This is a genomic window from Kitasatospora sp. NBC_00070, assembly GCF_045041205.1.
Lineage (GTDB): Bacteria > Actinomycetota > Actinomycetes > Streptomycetales > Streptomycetaceae > Kitasatospora.
The window spans coordinates 3615488-3633211 of the sequence record NZ_CP108247.1 but is presented as its reverse complement, the minus strand read 5'-3'; the positions used below and the strand labels follow the sequence as shown (position 1 = coordinate 3633211).

Sequence of the window (17724 nt, the reverse complement as noted above, 5' to 3'; positions counted from 1 at the left end):
CGACGATGGAGGGCCGACGCGCCGTCAGATTCGGAAGGTTCGCATCCGGAGCGCCTCACGGAGTCGGCGCTCCTTGGTGCGCCGGGGCTGCACCCTGGCCCGCAGTTCCCGGGCTTCGGCCAGCTCACTGAGGAAGCGGGCACGCCGTCGGCGGCGTTCCGCTTCGGTCTCGGGTCGGGCCTCGGGCTGCTCTGTCGAGCCGGGCCCGGCGTGCGGGGTGCTCTTCATACCGTCCGACTTTCCCAGAACTGTCCGGTAAATACCACAGGAGGTGCGGGGGTTTCGGGATTGCCGACGCGCGCCGGGGAGGAGAGGTGGTGAAGGGGTGAAGGCCGCCCGGGACGCCCTGGGGCGGCCCCGGCAGGTCGTACATGTGTGCCGTTGCCCGTTATGGTCGGAGCATGCGTCTCCATGTCGTCGACCACCCGCTGGTGGCCCACAAGCTCTCCACCCTGCGCGACGAGCGCACCGACTCACCGACCTTCCGTCGGCTGACCGACGAGCTGGTCACCCTCCTCGCGTACGAGGCCACCCGGGAGGTCCGGACCGACCAGGTGGAGATCACCACCCCGGTCGCGGTCACCACTGGGACCCGGCTGAGCTACCCGCGCCCGCTGGTGGTGCCGATCCTGCGCGCCGGGCTCGGCATGCTGGACGGCATGACCCGGCTGCTGCCGACCGCCGAGGTCGGCTTCCTGGGCATGGTGCGGAACGAGGAGACCCTGGAGGCCTCCACGTACGCCACCCGGATGCCGGAGGACCTCGCGGGCCGTCAGGTGTACGTGCTGGACCCGATGCTGGCCACCGGCGGCACGCTGGTCGTGGCGATCCGGATGCTGATCGAGCGCGGCGCCACCGACGTCACCGCCGTGGTGCTGCTGGCCGCGCCGGAGGGCGTCGCGATGATGGAGCGCGAGCTGGCCGGGCTGCCGGTCACCGTGGTCACCGCCGCCGTGGACGAGCGGCTGAACGAGAACGGCTACATCGTGCCTGGCCTGGGCGACGCGGGCGACCGCCTGTACGGCACGGCCGGCTGACCGAGCGGACACCGCAGCAGGGCCCGACCTCCGTGGAGGTCGGGCCCTGCTGCGTACGCGGTGCGGTGGGCGGGTCAGCAGCTGCCCGGCAGCGAGGGGGTCGGCGAGGGCTTGGTGGCGAGGGCCAGTGCGGCGGCCGCCTGGTCGGGTTCGAGCAGGGCGGTGAAGGCGTCGCCGACCACCACGTCGACCGAGGGGTCGACCCGGGTGTCGGCGGTCCTGGTGGCGCCGGTGACCTGGGAGGCGAGCAGGGTGGCGCCGCCGAGGCCGGCCGGGCCGCTGATCACCTGGACGGTGGTGGTGGGCAGCTTCTCGACGGTGGCGGGCGCGTTGCCGACCTTGCCGATGGTGAAGCCGCGCTTCTTGAACTCCTCGGCGGTCCGCGCGGCCAGGCCGGACTTGGCGGTGGCGTTGTAGATGTTCACCGTGACGGCGGCCGGTTGCGGGACGGCGGTGCTGCTCGGTGGCGCCGACGGTGCCCCCGGAGCTGCGTCCGGTGCGGCCAGCGGTTTGCCGGAGACGGTGGCGGCGGGGGAGGCGCAGGCCTGGGCGGTACCGCTCCGGTTCTTGCCGGAGAAGATGTCCACCAGCTGCACGCCGCCGAGGCCGATCAGGGCGAGGGCGAGCAGCGAGCCGATCAGGGCCAGGACCTTGCGGCTCCTGCGGGGCGGGCGTCCAAGGCGGGGGTAGGAGTTACCGGTGATCCGGTACTGCTTCCCCTTCAGTCCCTGGGGAGTCAACATGCTCACGGGTCGGTCTCCCCCTCGTGCCAGGGCAAGGCTCGGTGACGGGTGCGGCCGGGAGGGCGGATCGCCGGGATGCTTTCGGCCGTACTCAGCAGATTAGTGCCACTCCGGGTGCGAAGGTACTAAATGATCATCATCTGGAGTACCCGGGCACTCGAAAGGATGTACCGGCACCCGAACGGCTGCGCGGAGGATGACGGCAGGTCAGGAGCTCGGTGAGGCTGGTGGGTAGTCCATCTCCAGCACCCGCGCGTGCAGCACCTGGCGCTGCTGGAGCGCGGCCCGCACCGCGCGGTGCAGCCCGTCCTCCAGGTAGAGGTCGCCGTGCCACTTCACCACGTGGGCGAAGAGGTCCCCGTAGAACGTGGAGTCCTCGGCCAGCAGGGTCTCCAGGTCCAACTGCCCCTTGGTGGTCACCAGCTGGTCCAGCCGCACCGGGCGCGGCGCTACGTCCGCCCACTGGCGGGTGCTGGTCCGGCCGTGATCCGGGTACGGCCGTCCGTTGCCGATGCGCTTGAAGATCACACGGAAAGCCTACCGTCACGTCGCCCCGAGGCACAGCAAGCGCGGCGCGGCCTGCGTTCGGAGATTCATAGGGATTACATAGGAAGTGTCCCTATTTGTGGGCACCTGTTTTCTGACGATGCCTCCGACCCGAGCGGGAGTCCGCCCAGATGACCACCCAGGAAATGCCGTCCGCCGTCCAGGAGATCGCGGCCGGGTACGCCTTCACCGGCCCCGCGCTGGAGCTCGGTGCGGTGCTGCTGGACGGCGCCGCGTACCCCGGGGCGCAGGTCCGGATCCCGCTCGGTGTGCTGAACCGGCACGGGCTGGTGGCCGGGGCGACCGGGACCGGGAAGACCAAGACGCTGCAGCTGATGGCCGAACAGCTGTCGGCGCAGGGCGTGCCGGTCTTCCTGGCCGACATCAAGGGCGACGTCTCGGGGATCTCCACCCCGGGCGCGGTCAACGACAAGGTGACGACCAGGGCCGGGGAGGTCGGGCAGCAGTGGCAGGGCCAGGGCTTCCCGACCGAGTTCTACGCGCTCGGCGGCCTCGGCACCGGCATCCCGCTGCGGGCCACCGTGACCAGCTTCGGCCCGCTGCTGCTGGCCAAGGTGCTGGAGCTGAACGAGACCCAGGAGTCCTCGCTCGGCCTGATCTTCCACTTCGCAGACAAGAACGGCCTGGAGCTGTACGACCTCAAGGACCTCTCGGCGGTGATCTCCTTCCTCACCTCCCCGGAGGGCAAGGAGCAGCTCAAGGGCATCGGCGGGCTGTCCTCGGCGACCGCCGGGGTGATCCTGCGTTCGCTGACGGTGCTGGAGAACGAGGGGGCCGGGGCGTTCTTCGGCGAACCGGAGTTCGACACGGCGGAGCTGCTGCGGACCGCCCCGGACGGCCGGGGCGTGGTGTCGGTGCTGGAGCTGCCCGCGGTGCAGGACCGGCCGCGGCTGTTCTCGACCTTCCTGATGTGGCTGCTGGCCGACCTCTACCAGGAGCTGCCCGAGGTCGGGGACCTGGACCGGCCGAAGCTGGTGTTCTTCTTCGACGAGGCGCACCTGCTCTTCAAGGGCGCATCGAAGGGCTTCCTGGAGGCGATCACCCAGACCGTCCGGCTGATCCGCAGCAAGGCGGTCGGGATCTTCTTCGTCACCCAGACCCCGAAGGACGTCCCGGCGGACGTGTTGGCGCAGCTCGGCAACCGGGTGCAGCACGCGCTGCGGGCCTTCACCCCGGACGACGCCAAGGCGCTGAAGGCCACCGTCTCCACCTTCCCGAAGTCGACGTACGACCTGACCGAGGTGCTCACCCAGCTCGGGACGGGGGAGGCGGTGGTGACGGTGCTGTCGGAGAAGGGGGCGCCGACGCCGGTCGCGGCGACCCGGCTGCGGGCGCCGCAGTCGCTGATGGGGCCGGTGGAGGAGGCGGCGCTGCGGGCGGCGGTGGAGGGGTCGGCGTTGACGGCGCGGTATCGCGACGCGGTCGACCGGGAGTCGGCGTACGAGAAGCTCGCGGCACGGGGGGCGCCGGAGCCCTCGGTCGCGGAGCCGGAGCCGGAGCCGGAGGCAAAGCCGACTGAGGAGGGTGGTGGGCTGCTCGGGTCGTTGTTGAGCAACCCGATGCTGAAGTCGTTCGCGCGGTCGGCGGGGACGCAGTTGGGGCGGGAGATCTCGCGGAATCTGTTCGGGACGTCGAGGCGGCGGCGGTGAACGGCGAAGGTGCCTGGACCGGTACGTGAGTGCGACGTTCCTGAGGTTGGCGTCGCAGTTCCCCGAGCCCCTGACCGTAGCTGCCGACCCACCTGCAAAAGGCCGGCGTCGCCCGCGCGGCGGAGCCGCAGATCAGCAGAGCCCCGAGCCCCTGACCGTAGCTGCCGAGCCACCTGCCTAAAGGGTCGGCGTCGCCCGCGCGGCGGAGCCGCAGATCAGCAGAGCCCCGAGCCCCTGACCGTAGCTGCCGAGCCACCTGCAAAAGGCCGGCGTCGCCCGCGCGGCGGAGCCGCAGATCAGCAGAGCCCCGAGCCCCTGTCTGCCGAACCACCTGCCGAAAGGTCGGGGTTCAGTGGAGGGCGTGGCCGATGCGGTCCATGGAGGTGAGGCGCATCAGGCCGTAGTTGTAGAACTCGACCTCGGGGAGGCCCAGGTCGCGGAGGACGGCGATCTTGGCGGCGAGGTTCTCCGGGCTGTCGCAGTCGGAGGCCATGGGGCGCAGGATGACCGCCATCTCCTCGGGGCGTACGCCGTGCAGGGCGAAGGCGGCGAGCTTCTCGCGGACGGCCTCGGGGGTGGTGGCGTAGCCGAGGGTCTCGATCTGGTGGGCGGTCTTGGCGAGGGCGGGCAGGTCGATGCCGGAGAGCCAGCCGGTGCCGGGGCCGCCGCCGTCCATGAAGGTGAGTCGCATGCCGCCGGCGGTGGCGGCCTCGGCGACCTCGGCCGCCAGCGAGGTGACGGTGCGGGCCGAGGCGTCGATGTAGGCGGCCACCGCGCCGTCGGCGAGCTCGTCCAGGGCGACCGGCTCGGCGGCCCGGCGCTCGTCGGCCAGCCGGGCGCGCAGCTCGTCCCGGACCACCGTCCGGACGTGCTCGGCGTCGGGGCCGGCGTTGGCCAGGCAGTGGGGGCAGAAGCAGACCCCGAGCAGGGCCTCGGCGACCGGGCCGAGCTCCTCGAAGTAGCGCTCGTGGTGGTAGCCGTGCCGGAGGCCGTGGAAGTGCAGCGACTCGGCCCGGATCGCGTCCACCCCGTACCGGGCGAACTCGCCGACCAGGGTGGTGGCGTACTCGCGGACCTCGGGGTTGGCCGGGCAGAGCTCGGTCAGGTGGCGGTCGCCGAAGGCGTTCTCGGGGGAGACGTCCGGGTGCCGGAAACCGAGCCGGTCGTTGTGGCAGAAGACCGTCCAGGCGTGCAGCTTGAGCCCGCGCCGCCGGGCCTGCTCGGCCGCCTCGGCGAACGGGTCGCGGTCGCCGATCGCGGTGGACGGCAGCGGGGTGAGCCGCCGTCCGGCCCAGCGGGCCGGGTCGGGGCGGAAGTAGGCGGCGCCGGGCTCCAGGTAGCGGATCACCCGGCGGGGGTTGTGCGGGAAGACGTCGCGCGCCTCGTGGTAGACGGACGCCAGGGTGACGCCGCCGACGCCGGCTCGGTCGGTCAGGTTGCCGAAGAAGGTGTCGGCGCCCTCGTCGATCAGGTCGGTGGCGAAGGCGAGGACGGACGACTCCACGGGGCGGCTCCGGGGCAGGTGGTGCGGGGGACCCCACGCTAGCCGGGGGTGCCCGTATTGGTCTATACCTGACCGCCCGGACGGCTCACAGGCCGAGGTCGTCCAGCTCCTTGAGCAGCTGCGCCCGCTCGCTCGGCGGGGCCTCGGCCTGGCCGGGCACCGGGGCCGGGGTCGCCGCCGGGGCCGCGTCGGCGCCCTTCCGGGCGCGGAAGATCCAGGCGCCGGCCAGCCCGCCGAGCAGCCCGCCCAGGTGGCCCTGCCAGCTGACGCCCGGAGTGCCGGGTACCGCCGTGGTGAGGATGTAGGCGAAGGACGCTCCCATCACCACGCCGATCAGACTGTCGATCAGGTTCCGGTCGATCAGGCCGCGCAGCACCACGTAGCCGAAGTACCCGTAGATCACGCCGCTGGCCCCGACGGTCACCACCCGGTCGTCCGAGAACAGCCAGACGGCCGCCCCGCTGGTCAGCACCAGCAGGGCGGTCAGCCCGAGGAAGCGCTTGATGCCCCGGTACGCGGCCAGGAAGCCGAACACGAACAGCGGGCCGGAGTTTCCTTCCAGGTGCTGCCAGTTGACGTGCAGGAACGGCGCGGTCAGCAGGTCGGCGAGCTGGTCGGGCCGGTGGGCCACGATGCCGCCCTCGACGGTGAGCCGGTAGTCACTCAGCCAGTTGGCCAGTTGCACCGCCCAGACCAGACAGAGCACGCCGAACATCACGAAGAAGGCGCGCCGGGCGTCGGCCACCATCCGGGCCGGGTCGGCGATGCTGCTGGGCGTGTTCTGGGCTGCCATGGCCCCGACTCTACGGGGCGCTCCTAAACTGCGGGAGACGCCCGTCACCCACCAGTGAGGATGCCCCCGCGATGAGCCAGCGCGCGCCGCTCCCGTACGAATTCCTGCCGCCCGTACCGTCGTTCGAGCTGACCAGTGCCGACCTGACGGACGGTGGGCGGACGCCGTACCGCCACGTCCACAGCGGTGGCAACGAATCCCCGCAGCTCTCCTGGTCCGGCTTCCCGGCCGGCACCCTGGGCTTCGCGGTCACCTGCTTCGATCCGGACGCGCCCACCGCCAGCGGCTGGTGGCACTGGCTGGCGGTCAACCTGGCCGCCGACGTCACCGAGCTGCCGCGCGGCGCGGGCGCCTCCGCCTCCAGCCTGCCCGGTCCGGCCTTCCACGTCCGCAACGACTCGGCCGGCTACCGCTACGACGGTGCCGCCCCGCCGCCCGGGCCGGCCCACCGGTACGTCTTCGCGGTGCACGCGCTGGACGTCCCGACGCTGGACCTCGGTCCGGACACCCCGGCCGCCGTGGTCGGGTTCAACCTGACCTTCCACACCCTCGCCCGGGCGGTGCTCGTGGTGGAGCACGCCAGCGGCTGAGGCGGCCCCCGAGGGGCGGACCTGACGTATCCGGAGTGATCCTCGGGGTGCCCACCGGGTGCTCCGTACGGGGACGAAAGTCCTGATGGCAGTGGGTCCGCCGGGGTCGCGGGAGCGGGTGGGGGATGCCGGTCGGGTGCCGCCGGGCCAGTAAACTGGCGGCATCCACCGCGCAGCCACAGGGAGAACCGAGCCGCCATGTCACTGACCGGGAAGCACATTCTCTCCAGCGATCTCTTCGACCGGGACGAGTTGGAGCGGCTCTTCGAACTGGCCGACCTGCTGGTGCCGGTGGCCCGGGGGCAGCAGGTCACCCGGGTGCTCGAAGGGGCCGTGCTGGCCAGCCTGTTCTTCGAGGCCAGCACCCGTACCAGGCTCAGCTGCGAGACCGCCTTCCTCCGCCTCGGCGGCGGTGTCACCTCCACCACCGGGACGGAGGTCACCTCGATCGCCAAGGGCGAGACGCTGGCCGACACCAGCCGGGTGGTCAGCGGCTACTGCGACCTGGTGGTGATGCGGCACCCCGAGGTCAGCTCGATCCACGAGTTCGCCGCCGCCACCAACGTCCCGGTGATCAACGCGGGCAACGGCGCGGGCGAGCACCCGACCCAGGCGCTGCTCGACATGTTCGCGATCCACCGCGAGTTCGGCCGCCTCGGCAAGACCGTGGACGGCAGCCGGGTCGCGCTGGTCGGCGACCTGCGGCACGGCCGCACCGTGCACTCGCTGGTCAAGCTGCTCTCCCGGTACGAGAACCTGACCATCGTCTGCGTCGCCCCGGACGAGCTGAACATGCCCGCCCACCTGCTGGAGCTGGCCGCCGAGCGCGGCCACACGGTGGAGGAGAGCGACCAGCCGAGCCTGGGCCTCAAGGACGCCGACGTCGTCTACACCACCCGGCTGCAGACCGAGCGCTTCAAGGACCGGCCGCTGCCCTACAGCGACGACTTCCGGGTGGACGCCGCGCTGGCCGACCGGGTGTTCCGGTCGGACGCGGTGATCATGCACCCGCTGCCCCGGGACGGCCGCCCCGGCTCGAACGACCTCAGCCCCGACCTGAACCGCGACCCCCGGCTGGCCATCTTCCGGCAGACCGACGCGGGCATCCCGACCCGGATGGCGCTGTTCGCCTCGGTGCTCGGGGTGGCCGACGAGATCCGCGACTCGCTGCGCCCGGCCCGCTGGTACCGGCCCGAGTTCGTCGGGCCGGACGACGCGCCGTTCTACAAGTAGTCGCTCCGGCGAGTGGTCGGCCTACACGTGGTCGGCCGGGGCCCCCGGAGCCGGCCGGTCCTCGGGATCGGTCGGCTCCGCCGCCTCCAGCTGCCGCTCGGCGAGGTCGTCCAGCCAGCCCTGGGCCCAGCCGCGCAGGGCCGACACCCGGTCGGCGGTCAGCCCCAGAGCGGTGAAGCGGGTGTCGTCGATCCAGTCGGTGCCGCCCAGCCGGGCCTGCAGCTCCGTCAGGTCGAGACCGTCCGGGCCGCTGTGGTGCCGGCCGAGGGTCTCCAGCTCCGGGTAGGACCAGCGGTCCGAGAGGGCGTGCAGATCGACCAGGTCCCGGGGCAGGCCCCGGTCCGCGAGCGCCCGCACCTCCGTCCCGGCCAGGTCGGCCAGGGCCAGCACCGGACCGTCCGGTCCCTGCACCGGCTGCTGCCAGAAGGTCTCCTTCCGGAGCTCGACCCCGTACACCTCGGCCGTCCCCGGATCGGTCGCCGCCAGCGCGGACACCAGCGGATCGCCCACCAGCACCTGGACCGACCAGCCGCGCCGCGCCAGCCCGTCGGCCACCGCCCCGGTCAGCCTCGGCAGCGGTACCGGACTCTCGGTGGCCAGCTCGACCGTGCGCACCGGCCGGTCCGGCAGGCCGTGCGCCCGGGCGGCACAGTCCCCGCCGAGCACCAGCGGGTACGTCCGGCCCACCACGAGCAGATCGGCGAGCAGCCGTCGGCCGGTATCGGTCATAGGTGACATACCGTCAGTATTACGTACGTACCATGAAGGTACGGAGATGCCATGAACCGTCAACAGGTGGAATCCAGCTGTCTGCGCTCCGTCGGCCATCAGGGCACGACGCTCGAGCTCGAGTTCCACAGCGGCTCGGTCTACCGCTACCTGGACGTGCCGCCCGAGGTGCACCGCGAACTGCTCGCCGCGCCCAGCCTCGGTCGCTACTTCCACCGGGCCGTCCGCGACCGCTACCCGTACGAGCGGCTCACTTGAGCTTCGCGGCCTTCTCGGCCTTCGCCGCCTGCTTCATCTCCTGCTTGTGCGCCCGCACCTTCACCAGCGACTCGGGCCCGGTGATGTCCGCCACCGAGCGGAAGGCGTCCTGCTCCCCGTACACCCCGGCGGCCTCCCGCCAGCCCTCCGGCCGCACGCCGTACTGCTTGCCCAGCAGGGCCAGGAAGATCTGCGACTTCTGCTTCCCGAACCCCGGCAGCGCCTGCAGCCGCCTCAGCAGCTCTGCCCCGGTCGCCGCCCCCTCCCAGACCGCCGCCGCCTGCCCGGCGTACTCCGCCACCAGGAACTGGCAGAGCTGCTGCACCCGCTTCGCCATCGACCCCGGGTACCGGTGCACGGCCGGCTTCTCCGACACCAGGGCGGCGAACTCCTCGGGGTCGTAGACGGCGATCCGGTGCGCGTCCAGGTCGTCGCCGCCGATCCGGTCCAGAATCGTCCGGGGCCCGGTGAAGGCCCACTCCATCGGGATCTGCTGGTCCAGCAGCATCCCGACCAGCGCCGCCAACGGGCTGCGCCCGAGCAGTTCGTCCGCCTCGTCCTGCTGTGCCAGGTGGATTTCGGTAGCCATGGGCCGAAGCCTAGGCGTGCCGACCGGCCGGGGCCGGTCGGCACGCGGCGGGCGCTACTCGGTGGCGGCCCACTCGACGAGCTGGACGATCACGCCGTTCGGGTCGGTGACCTGGAACAGGCGCTCGCCCCAGGGCTCCTCGCGCAGCTCCATGGTGATCGGCACCCCGGCGGCCCGGAGGCGGTCGTGCTCGGCGGTCAGGTCGGTGACCACGAAGGCCAGGATCACCCCGGCGGCGTGCTGGTCGCGGAAGCCCTCCGGCAGCACTTCGAGGCCGCGCCGCAGGAAGACCACGTTGGGTGCGCCCTCCCGGGCGAGGGAGGCGAAGCCGTCCGCGGCCATCTCCTCCCGGAAACCGAAGTGGCTGGTCAGGAAGGCGGCGGAGGGCTCGACCCGGTCGACGGTGAGCGAGACGGCGGCGGCGGTGATCTGCACGGCACTCCTTGGGTCGGTGAATTCCGTACGGCGTACTCTATACGCCGTACAACAATGGCGCCCGCAGTTTATTCCCCAGGGTCCGGACAGGAGAGGATGGGGCCATGGCGAAGGACCGAAGCAGCGCAGGCGACCCCTCCCGCACCCTCGCCCTGCTCTGGCGCGAGCCGGGCGGGGCGCCGGCCGGCGGGCGTGGCCCCCGGCCGGGGCTGAGTGTGGACGCGGTGGTGCGGGCGGCCCTGGAGCTGGCCGACGCGGAGGGTCTGGACGCCGTCTCGATGCGGCGGGTCGCCCAGCAGCTCGGCGTGACGCCGATGACGCTCTACACGTACGTGCCCGGCAAGGCCGAGCTGCTCGACCTGATGCTGGACACGCTGTTCCAGCGGATGCCCCGGCCGGTGGATGCCGGTGCACCCTGGCGCGAGCGGGTGACCGCCGTCGCCGAGGCCAACCGGGCGCTCCACCTTGCCCACCCCTGGGTGGCCGCCCTGCCCGCCACCCGGCCGCCGCTCGGGCCGGGGCTGATCGCCAAGTACGACCACGAGCTGAGCGCCTTCGACGGCCTCGGCCTCCCCGACCTGGACCTCGACGCGGCCCTCGCCCACCTGCTGGACTTCGTCCGCTCCACGGCGCGGACCGCGCTCGAGGCCCGGGCCGCCGAGCGCGACAGCACGATGTCGGACGCCGACTGGTGGGAGGCCAACGCGCCGATCCTGGCCAAGGTCTTCGACCCCGAGCGCTTCCCGCTGGCCACCCGGATCGGCGCGGCCGCCGGCGAGGCCCACCAGGGTGCCTACAGTGCCGACCACGCCTACGAGTTCGGCCTCCGCCGGGTCCTGGACGGCTTCGCCGCGCTGATCGCCGAGCGGGCCGCCGGGGAGTGACGCCGGGTCAGTCCTGGCCGTCGCAGGGGGAGCCGTCGTCGTCCGGGGTGGTGTGCAGGCGGGCGAGGGCGGACCTGAGGATGTCGATCTCGGCGGGGGCGAGGTTCCGGAACAGGTCGGCCTGGACGGCGGCGAGGGTGGTGCGGAGCTCGGTGACCAGGGCGGTGCCCCGGGGGGAGATCTCCACGATGTGGCGGCGGCGGTCGGCCGGGTCGCGGCGGCGCTCGGCGAGGCCGTCGCGTTCGAGGTCGTTGAGCAGGGCGACGGTGACGCTCTTGTCGACGCCGAGGGTCTCGGTCAGGCAGTGCTGGCCGACCGCGCCCTGGTCCTGGAGCACCATCAGGACATGCCCGTGCCCGGGCTTCAGCCCGTGCTCCGCCATCGCCTTCCTGACCCGGGTGCCGGCGAGGTGGCCTTGGAAGGCCAGGGTCAGTACGGGAAGGTCCTCCATCACGCCGTCAACCCTACCGGGGGCGAATTGTCGCACCCATTCAATGGTTGATGCTCTTCAACTATCTGCTAGCCTCCACGGTACTCGCCCGCGATCCGTCCGGAGGCCCGTCGTGTTCATCGCCTATGTCGTCACCGCAGTCCTGCTCGCCCTGGTCCTGCTGGCCTCCGCCTCGGCCAAGCTGAAGCGGGACGAGAAGGTGGTGGCGAGCATGACCGGCATCGCCGTGCCGCTCGGCTGGCTGCCGCCGCTGGCCGCCTGCGAGGTGGCCGGTGCGCTCGGCCTGCTGGCCGGGATCTGGATCGGACCGCTCGGGGTGGCGGCCGCCGTCGGCGTCGTCCTCTACTTCGTCGGCGCGGTCGGCGCGCACCTGCGCACGGCGGACTACAAGGGCACGCCCCCGGCCGCCGTGCTGCTGGTGGTCTCGGCGGCCGTGCTGGCGCTGGCGGTCGCGGCCTCCTGACCGGCTCAGCCGGCCGAGCCGGTCCAGGTGACGGTCTTGCTGTTCATGCCCTTGCCGTAGTGGAACTCCACGTAGAAGGGGTCGGCCCCGTTGTTCGGCAGGGCGTACGCGGACACGCTGGACGAGTCCTGGCCGGGGGCGACGTCGTTGGCGATGAACTTCATCCGCCCGCTCCCGTCGATCACGTGGTAGATCAGGTTGCCCTTGGTGTTCTTGACGAAGGGTGCCCCCGAGCCGTAGAGCGAGAGCTCCTCGGGCCCGGTGTTGACGACGGTGATCCGGACCTCGACGATCCTGGTGTTGTCGGGGACGTCGCCCACGCCGCCGCTCGGGACGTACGGCACCGGCTTGGCCATCGTGACCTTCAGCCCGTCCTCGTAGGTGTAGGACTCACCGAACCCGAGGTGCCGGGCCTTCTCGTCCGCCGCCTTCTTCGCCTGCTCGGCCGCCTGCCGCTCCCGCTCCTTCGCCTGGGCGGCCTCGAACTGCTGCCGCTCCTTCGCCGCCTGCTCCCTGGCGGCTTCGACGCGGATGTTCTCGGCCTTCTCGTACGCCCGCCGGTCCTCGTTGACCTGGTGCACCCGGACCGCGAAGAATGCCCCGGTGCCGGCCGAGACCAGCAGCCCGGCGACGCCCAGCAGTACGCCCGCGAGGGCCATCCCGCGGTTGGTCGCCAGACCCCTGCGCGCGTAGCTCAGTCCGATGCCACCGAAGATCACGGCGAGCAGCGACGGCAGCCAGGACAGCCAGAACAGGATGATGGCCAGACCGAAGAGCGCGCCGACGATCCCGAGCACCATCGCGGCGATGCCCAGACCGTTGCGGGGCTGCGGCGCCGGCGCCGGGTACGGCTGCCAGTACGGCCCGCCCGGGACACCGCCCGGTATCTCGCCCGGCGCCGGGGCGGGCCCGGGCGCGGCGGCCCCGTCCTGCTCCGGGGCCTCGCCCTGGCCCGGGACCGGCGCGGCCCACGGGTTGGCGCCGGCCTGGTCCTCGGCGGACTGCGGGCTGTCGGGCGGGGCGGGAGTGGTCATACGGAATCCTTCGGACACGTGGAGACGGTGAGCGGCTGTTCGGTCGCGACGCCGAAGTCTGTCCTGCTCCCCCCGGCGCCGGCGACCCGATTTCCGCGCCCCGGACACCGATCCGGGCCGGAGCCGCACGTCGTCACCCCGGGGCGGGAGGCCGACAGGGTCGGCGGCTGATCAACATACCGGGGCCCGGCGGACGACCGGCAGTGCGGCCCGGGCGTCCGCTCAGCGCCGGGGCTTGAGCCGGCGCAGGGTGAGGCCGCCGCTGGCCTGCTTGAACAGGTACTCGGCGCGCTCGTACGAGAGCCTGGCCCGGCCGGTCTCCGGGCAGAGGTCGGCGGTGGGGGCGCGGGCCGGGCCGGGGCGGCGGTCGGTGAGGAAGAGCGGGCCCCGGGTGCGGCCGTCCAGCAGCCCCGGGAGCAGCCGGGCGGTGCCGGACCGCCAGCCGATGCCCGGCCCGGCGGTCCGGTCGTCGAGGTCGAGCTGCTCCACGTCCAGCGCCAGGACGGCCGTCACCCCGGCGCCCGACTCGTGCAGCAGGCGCCACAGGGTCCGTTCGCGCAGGCCCACCTCCGGCCGGGCGCAGAGTTCGTCCAGCCGCTCGCCGGCCAGCGGCTCGACGGCGGGGCGCCGGGGTTCGGTGCGGCGTTCCACCAGGTCGGCGATCCCGGCCGGTCCGGCCCGGAGCGCGAACGAGCGGACGGCCGCCCGGTGCCGGTTCCAGGTCCGGGCCGCCGCCCCGTCCCAGGCCGTCGCGAACACCCCGGCCACCTGAGCGGCCGTCAGGTCGGCGGACGGCAGCCCCGCCCCGAGCGCCAGCTCGAGCCGGCGCAGGGTCTGCCCGTACGAGCGCACCGTCGCGGCGTCCAGCCCGGCTCCGGCCAGGAAGTCCCGGGTGGCCGAGCCGAGGGTGGGGCCGGTCGGGAGGTGTGCGGCGAGGGCGTCGGCCCGGCCCAGCAGGAAGGCGCGTTCGGCGGCGTTCCGGGTCAGTGCGGCGGCCCGCTGGAACTCCAGCCGGGCTTCGGCGGGCCGGTGCAGCCGGGCCAGCAGGTCGCCCCGGACGCTGGGCAGCAGGTGGTAGTCGCGCAGCGCGGGGTCGGCGGTCAGCGGCTCGGTCAGGTCGAGCCCGGCCTGCGGGCCCCGGGCCATGCCGACCGCCACCGCCCGGTTCAGCCGCACCACCGGCGTCGGCAGCAGCCGGGCCAGTGCCTCGTACAGGTCGGCGATCCGGCCCCAGTCGGTCTCCTCGGCGGTCCGGGCCCGGGCGTGGCAGACCGCGATCGCGGCCTGCAGCACGTACGGGCCCGGCGGCCCGCCGAGTTCGCGGGCCCTGAGCATCGCGGTGAAGCCGCGCCGGATCAGCAACTGGTCCCAGCGGCCCCGGTTCTGTTCGTGCAGCAGGACCGGTTCGCCGGCCGGTCCGGTGCGGGCGGCGGAGCGTGAGGCCTGCACCTCCAGCAGGGCGACCAGGCCGTGCACCTCGGGCTCGCGCGGGGCCAGCACGGCCAGCAGACGGCCGAGCCGGAGGGCCTCCTGGCACAGGCCGGGCCGCATCAGGTCGTCGCCCGAGGTGGCCGAGTAGCCCTCGTTGAAGATCAGGTAGATGACCTCGAGCACGGACGAGAGGCGCTCGCCGAGCTCCTCCTCGCCGGGCAGCTCGAACGGGACCTGCCGCTCGGCCAGCGTCCGCTTGGCGGCGGCGATCCGCTGGGTGACGACCGGGCCGGTGACCAGGAAGGCGCGGGCGATCTCCTCCGCCGTCAGGCCGCCGAGCAGCCGGAGCGTCAGGGCGGCCCTGGCCTCGGTGGGCAGCACGGGGTGACAGGAGATCAGCATCAGCCGCAGCAGGTCGTCGGGCTCGGGGTCGGCCTGCTGGGCCGGCTCCAGGGCGAGCTGCTCCTGCTTGCGGAGCAGCCGCTGGTCGCGCCGGATGTGGTCGACGGCGCGGCGCTTGGCGATCGCGGTCAGCCAGGCACCCGGGTTGTCCGGCACGCCGGTGCGCGGCCACTGCTCCAGTGCGGCGACCAGGGCGTCCTGGGCCAGCTCCTCGGCCAGGCCGACGTCGCGGACCATCCGGACCAGACCGGCGATGATCTTCGCCGATTCGAGTCTCCAGACCGCACTGATCGTCCGGCGGGTATCCAGCACGGTGACCATGACAGCACACCTGCCCCGGCTCGACGACGGGCCGGGGCAGGTGGGCGTGCTGACGCGGGGTCAGCCGGTGAAGACCTCCTGGATCCGGCTCTGGCCGTCGCCGACGATCCGGCGGAACCGGCGGGCCAGCTCGATCGCCTCCTCCTGGGAGCGGACCTCGACCAGCGCGAAGCCGGCCACCGCCTCCTTGGCCTCGGCGAACGGCCCGTCGGTCACGGTGATCTCGTCGCCCGAGGAGCTCACCAGGATGCTGGTCGGACCGAGGCCCCCGGTGGCCAGCAGGACACCGGAGGCGGTCAGCTCCTCGATGAACCGGCCCATCTCGGCGAACAGCTTCTCGTCGGGAGCGGAGCCGTCGGCGTTGGTGGTCATCAGGTAGCGCATGGGGTGCCTCCGGGGGCTGTCGTATCGGTGCTTGCGATCGGTGCTTGTGCCGGTACGTCGAACAGGCCGATCCGACAGGGAACGCGCACCGTTCCCTGTCACAGCGCCCGGACGACGTAGCGGTGAGAGACCGAACCCCGGAAGGAACCCCCTGATGACCACCGTCCAGCTCCCCGCCGCCCGCAGCACCGCCGTCGGCACCCGCACCCTGCTCGGCTGCGCCGTCCTGACCACACCGGTCTGGGCCGTCCTGGCCCTGACCCAGGCCGCCACCCGGGAGGGCTTCGACATCACCAGGCACCCGCTGAGTGTGCTGAGCAACGGCTCGCTCGGCTGGTTGCAGATCACGAACTTCCTGCTGGTCGGGGCGCTCTACCTGGCCGGCGCGGCCGGGTTGCGCCGGGTCGTCGACAGCGCCTGGGTGGCCCGGCTGGTCCGGACCGCGGGCGTCGGGATGGCCGCCGCCGGAGTGTTCGTGCTGGACCCCGCCGACGGCTTCCCGGTCGGCACCCCGGCGGGGAGGCCGGCCACCATGAGCTGGCACGGCACGGCCCACCTGGTGGCCGGGTCGATCACCTTCCTGGCCCTGATCGCGGCCTGCTTCCTGCTCGGCCGGCACTTCCACCGGGCGGGCCGCCGGGGGCCGGCGGTCGGCTCCCGGATCGCCGGGACGGCGCTGCTGCTCGGCAACGGCTGGGCGATGGGCGGCGGCCCGGCCGGTTCGCTCACCCTGGCGGTCGGCGTGCTGGTCGCCATGCTGTGGATCTCGGTGATCGCCGCCGGGTACCGTCGGGGCCGCTGAGCAACCGTCAGCCCGACAACGGAGTGGTCATGTTCGAAGGAAAGCTGGTCAGGCTGCGGGCGTTGCGCGCCGAGGACGCGGAGCACCACCTCCGCTGGCGCAACGACCCCGAGGTGGTCCGGCCGGCCGCCGCCGGGGACCCGTGCTTCGGGCCGGTCACGGCGGAGGCGATCGGGCTCGGCTTCGACACCATGCTGCGGCTGATGCCGCGCGAGTCGGCCGTGCTCACCGTCGAGGACCTGACGGACGGTCGGGTGATCGGCATGGCCGACTACCGCGACCTGGACCCGTACGCCGGGGTCGCCACCCTGGGCGTGACCATCGGCGAGCCGGCGTACTGGGGCCGGGGCCACGGCTCGGAGGCGCTCGGCCTGCTGGTCGACCACCTGTTCGGCGCGTACGGGCTGCACCGCCTGGAGCTGGACACCTGGAGCGGCAACGAGCGGGCCGTCCGGGCCTTCACCCGGCTCGGCTTCCAGGAGGAGGGCCGCCGCCGCTCCGCCGTGCTGGTGGCGGGGGAGCGGTACGACCGGGTGCTGTTCGGGCTGCTCAGGGAGGACTGGGCGCGCCGCGGCTGACCCGGTGCTCCGGCAGGCCGGGCCGGCGGCCCACCGGGCAGGGCCGGATCCGAGGCTCGGTCAGCCCCGGTACGGCGGGGTGATGCCCCAGTCCCAGCGCGGCATCGGCGTCTCCGGGAGCGGCGGCGGGTTGGGGCCCGAGTAGATCAGCGCCATCCGGGTGCCCCACTCCAGGTAGTACGCGAGCACGCCCCGGAACTCCGGATCGGCGGGCAGGCCGACCTCGTCGGCGGTGTCCAGCAGCAGGGCGACCCAGCGGCTGCGCTGCTGCTCGGTGACGCCCCGGCCCAGGTGCCGGGAGGCCATGTGCCGGTGGCCGCCCAGCTCGGTGCTGTAGCGGGCCGGGCCGCCGAACACCTCGCCGAGCCAGGCCGCGACGTGCCGGGCGTGCTGCGGGTCCATCCCGGCGAACACCGGGGCGAGGATCTCGTCCTCGGGGACGCGCTCGTAGAACCGGGTGAACAGCCGGTCGAAGGCGGCGGCGCCACCGGCCCACTCGTACAGGGTCGGGGTCGAGCCGCCCTTCCCCTCGACGGCGGTCACCTCGTAGTGCCGCATCTCCTCGATCGACTCGACGTAGGGCTTGATCTCGGCGAAGAAGGCGGCGAACAGCTCGCCCTTGCGGAAGCCGCCGAGGTGGTCCTCGGCGGAGGTCCAGCGGATGCGGAGGACGTAGGCGCTCGGGTCCTCCGTGCAGCGGGCCAGCTCGTAGTCGACACACTGCTCGGCCGCGCCGAGCGGGCCGGCGGCTCGGAGGTACGCGGCCTCGAAGGCGGCGCGCTGTGGTTCGGCGATCCGGTACCGGATGTACTCGACAATCATGTGCTGACTCAACGTCAGGATCGTT

Annotated in this window: 22 protein-coding genes; 9 read left to right on the top strand and 13 right to left on the bottom strand. The window is 72.9% G+C overall.

The window, feature by feature from the left end; genetic code table 11:
• Positions 1-24: 24 nt before the first annotated feature.
• Positions 25-228 (bottom strand): hypothetical protein, encoded by a 204-nt coding sequence (locus tag OHV05_RS16870; protein WP_403037811.1) that lies wholly within the window; start codon positions 226-228, stop codon positions 25-27.
• A gap of 173 nt (positions 229-401) precedes the next feature.
• Between OHV05_RS16870 and upp the strand changes: the two genes are divergently transcribed.
• Positions 402-1037 (top strand): uracil phosphoribosyltransferase, encoded by a 636-nt coding sequence (gene upp, locus OHV05_RS16865; protein ID WP_403037814.1) that lies wholly within the window; start codon positions 402-404, stop codon positions 1035-1037.
• Positions 1038-1111: 74 nt separating this feature from the next.
• On the opposite strand, the gene OHV05_RS16860 is transcribed toward upp, so the two are convergent.
• Both OHV05_RS16860 and OHV05_RS16855 read right to left on the bottom strand, forming a co-directional pair.
• Positions 1112-1780 (bottom strand): LytR C-terminal domain-containing protein, encoded by a 669-nt coding sequence (locus OHV05_RS16860; RefSeq protein WP_405021479.1) that lies wholly within the window; start codon positions 1778-1780, stop codon positions 1112-1114.
• A gap of 207 nt (positions 1781-1987) precedes the next feature.
• Positions 1988-2308 carry a type II toxin-antitoxin system VapB family antitoxin gene (locus tag OHV05_RS16855; RefSeq protein ID WP_403037817.1) on the bottom strand — a complete coding sequence of 107 codons (321 nt, stop codon included), beginning with the start codon at positions 2306-2308 and terminating at the stop codon, positions 1988-1990.
• Positions 2309-2457: 149 nt separating this feature from the next.
• Here OHV05_RS16855 and OHV05_RS16850 point away from each other — a divergent pair, with 149 nt between their 5' ends.
• A complete protein-coding gene (locus OHV05_RS16850) occupies positions 2458-3996 on the top strand; it encodes a helicase HerA-like domain-containing protein (protein ID WP_405018420.1) in 1539 nt (512 codons plus the stop codon).
• A 349-nt stretch (positions 3997-4345) separates the two neighbouring features.
• Here the strand turns inward: OHV05_RS16850 and OHV05_RS16845 are convergent, their stop codons facing one another.
• Both OHV05_RS16845 and OHV05_RS16840 read right to left on the bottom strand, forming a co-directional pair.
• Positions 4346-5500: a hypothetical protein gene (locus OHV05_RS16845; protein WP_405018419.1), complete on the bottom strand. Its 1155-nt coding sequence runs from the start codon at positions 5498-5500 to the stop codon at positions 4346-4348.
• 85 nt (positions 5501-5585) lie between these two features.
• On the bottom strand, positions 5586-6293 hold the full coding sequence (locus OHV05_RS16840; protein ID WP_405018418.1) for a rhomboid family intramembrane serine protease: 708 nt from the start codon (positions 6291-6293) through the stop codon (positions 5586-5588).
• Between the two features lie 71 nt (positions 6294-6364).
• Here OHV05_RS16840 and OHV05_RS16835 point away from each other — a divergent pair, with 71 nt between their 5' ends.
• Both OHV05_RS16835 and pyrB read left to right on the top strand, forming a co-directional pair.
• Complete coding sequence (locus tag OHV05_RS16835; protein ID WP_405018417.1) at positions 6365-6883, top strand: YbhB/YbcL family Raf kinase inhibitor-like protein; 519 nt, start codon at positions 6365-6367, stop codon at positions 6881-6883.
• 198 nt (positions 6884-7081) lie between these two features.
• Positions 7082-8116, top strand: a complete 1035-nt coding sequence (gene pyrB, locus OHV05_RS16830) for an aspartate carbamoyltransferase (protein ID WP_405018416.1) — start codon at positions 7082-7084, stop codon at positions 8114-8116.
• Between the two features lie 21 nt (positions 8117-8137).
• Here the strand turns inward: pyrB and OHV05_RS16825 are convergent, their stop codons facing one another.
• Positions 8138-8854: a hypothetical protein gene (locus OHV05_RS16825; RefSeq protein WP_405018415.1), complete on the bottom strand. Its 717-nt coding sequence runs from the start codon at positions 8852-8854 to the stop codon at positions 8138-8140.
• A gap of 42 nt (positions 8855-8896) precedes the next feature.
• Here OHV05_RS16825 and OHV05_RS16820 point away from each other — a divergent pair, with 42 nt between their 5' ends.
• A complete protein-coding gene (locus OHV05_RS16820) occupies positions 8897-9103 on the top strand; it encodes a KTSC domain-containing protein (RefSeq protein WP_405018414.1) in 207 nt (68 codons plus the stop codon).
• Here the strand turns inward: OHV05_RS16820 and OHV05_RS16815 are convergent.
• Both OHV05_RS16815 and OHV05_RS16810 read right to left on the bottom strand, forming a co-directional pair.
• A complete protein-coding gene (locus OHV05_RS16815) occupies positions 9096-9692 on the bottom strand; it encodes an HhH-GPD-type base excision DNA repair protein (protein WP_405018413.1) in 597 nt (198 codons plus the stop codon). The two genes, OHV05_RS16820 and OHV05_RS16815, sit on opposite strands and share 8 nt — an antisense overlap.
• Positions 9693-9746: 54 nt before the next feature.
• Positions 9747-10127: a VOC family protein gene (locus OHV05_RS16810; protein WP_405018412.1), complete on the bottom strand. Its 381-nt coding sequence runs from the start codon at positions 10125-10127 to the stop codon at positions 9747-9749.
• A gap of 104 nt (positions 10128-10231) precedes the next feature.
• Between OHV05_RS16810 and OHV05_RS16805 the strand changes: the two genes are divergently transcribed.
• Positions 10232-11011 (top strand): TetR/AcrR family transcriptional regulator C-terminal domain-containing protein, encoded by a 780-nt coding sequence (locus OHV05_RS16805; protein ID WP_405018411.1) that lies wholly within the window; start codon positions 10232-10234, stop codon positions 11009-11011.
• Positions 11012-11018: 7 nt separating this feature from the next.
• Here the strand turns inward: OHV05_RS16805 and OHV05_RS16800 are convergent, their stop codons facing one another.
• Entirely contained in the window at positions 11019-11462 is a 444-nt protein-coding gene (locus tag OHV05_RS16800) for a MarR family winged helix-turn-helix transcriptional regulator (protein ID WP_405021478.1), read from the bottom strand.
• A gap of 112 nt (positions 11463-11574) precedes the next feature.
• Between OHV05_RS16800 and OHV05_RS16795 the strand changes: the two genes are divergently transcribed.
• On the top strand, positions 11575-11925 hold the full coding sequence (locus OHV05_RS16795) for a DoxX family protein (protein ID WP_405018410.1): 351 nt from the start codon (positions 11575-11577) through the stop codon (positions 11923-11925).
• A 5-nt stretch (positions 11926-11930) separates the two neighbouring features.
• Here the strand turns inward: OHV05_RS16795 and OHV05_RS16790 are convergent, their stop codons facing one another.
• The 3 genes from OHV05_RS16790 to OHV05_RS16780 form a co-directional block, all read right to left on the bottom strand.
• On the bottom strand, positions 11931-12959 hold the full coding sequence (locus OHV05_RS16790) for a DUF4190 domain-containing protein (RefSeq protein WP_405018409.1): 1029 nt from the start codon (positions 12957-12959) through the stop codon (positions 11931-11933).
• Between the two features lie 222 nt (positions 12960-13181).
• Positions 13182-15113 (bottom strand): DUF6596 domain-containing protein, encoded by a 1932-nt coding sequence (locus OHV05_RS16785; protein ID WP_405018408.1) that lies wholly within the window; start codon positions 15111-15113, stop codon positions 13182-13184.
• A gap of 60 nt (positions 15114-15173) precedes the next feature.
• Positions 15174-15497 (bottom strand): YciI family protein, encoded by a 324-nt coding sequence (locus OHV05_RS16780; protein ID WP_405018407.1) that lies wholly within the window; start codon positions 15495-15497, stop codon positions 15174-15176.
• A gap of 154 nt (positions 15498-15651) precedes the next feature.
• On the opposite strand from OHV05_RS16780, the gene OHV05_RS16775 reads away from it, so the two are divergent.
• Both OHV05_RS16775 and OHV05_RS16770 read left to right on the top strand, forming a co-directional pair.
• The gene (locus tag OHV05_RS16775; RefSeq protein WP_405018406.1) at positions 15652-16299 is read left to right on the top strand and encodes a DUF998 domain-containing protein; all 648 of its coding nucleotides are present in this window, start codon (positions 15652-15654) and stop codon (positions 16297-16299) included.
• Positions 16300-16328: 29 nt separating this feature from the next.
• On the top strand, positions 16329-16877 hold the full coding sequence (locus tag OHV05_RS16770) for a GNAT family N-acetyltransferase (RefSeq protein WP_403043070.1): 549 nt from the start codon (positions 16329-16331) through the stop codon (positions 16875-16877).
• Between the two features lie 60 nt (positions 16878-16937).
• Here OHV05_RS16770 and OHV05_RS16765 read toward each other — a convergent pair whose 3' ends face one another.
• Entirely contained in the window at positions 16938-17699 is a 762-nt protein-coding gene (locus OHV05_RS16765) for a group II truncated hemoglobin (protein ID WP_405018405.1), read from the bottom strand.
• Positions 17700-17724: the final 25 nt, after the last annotated feature.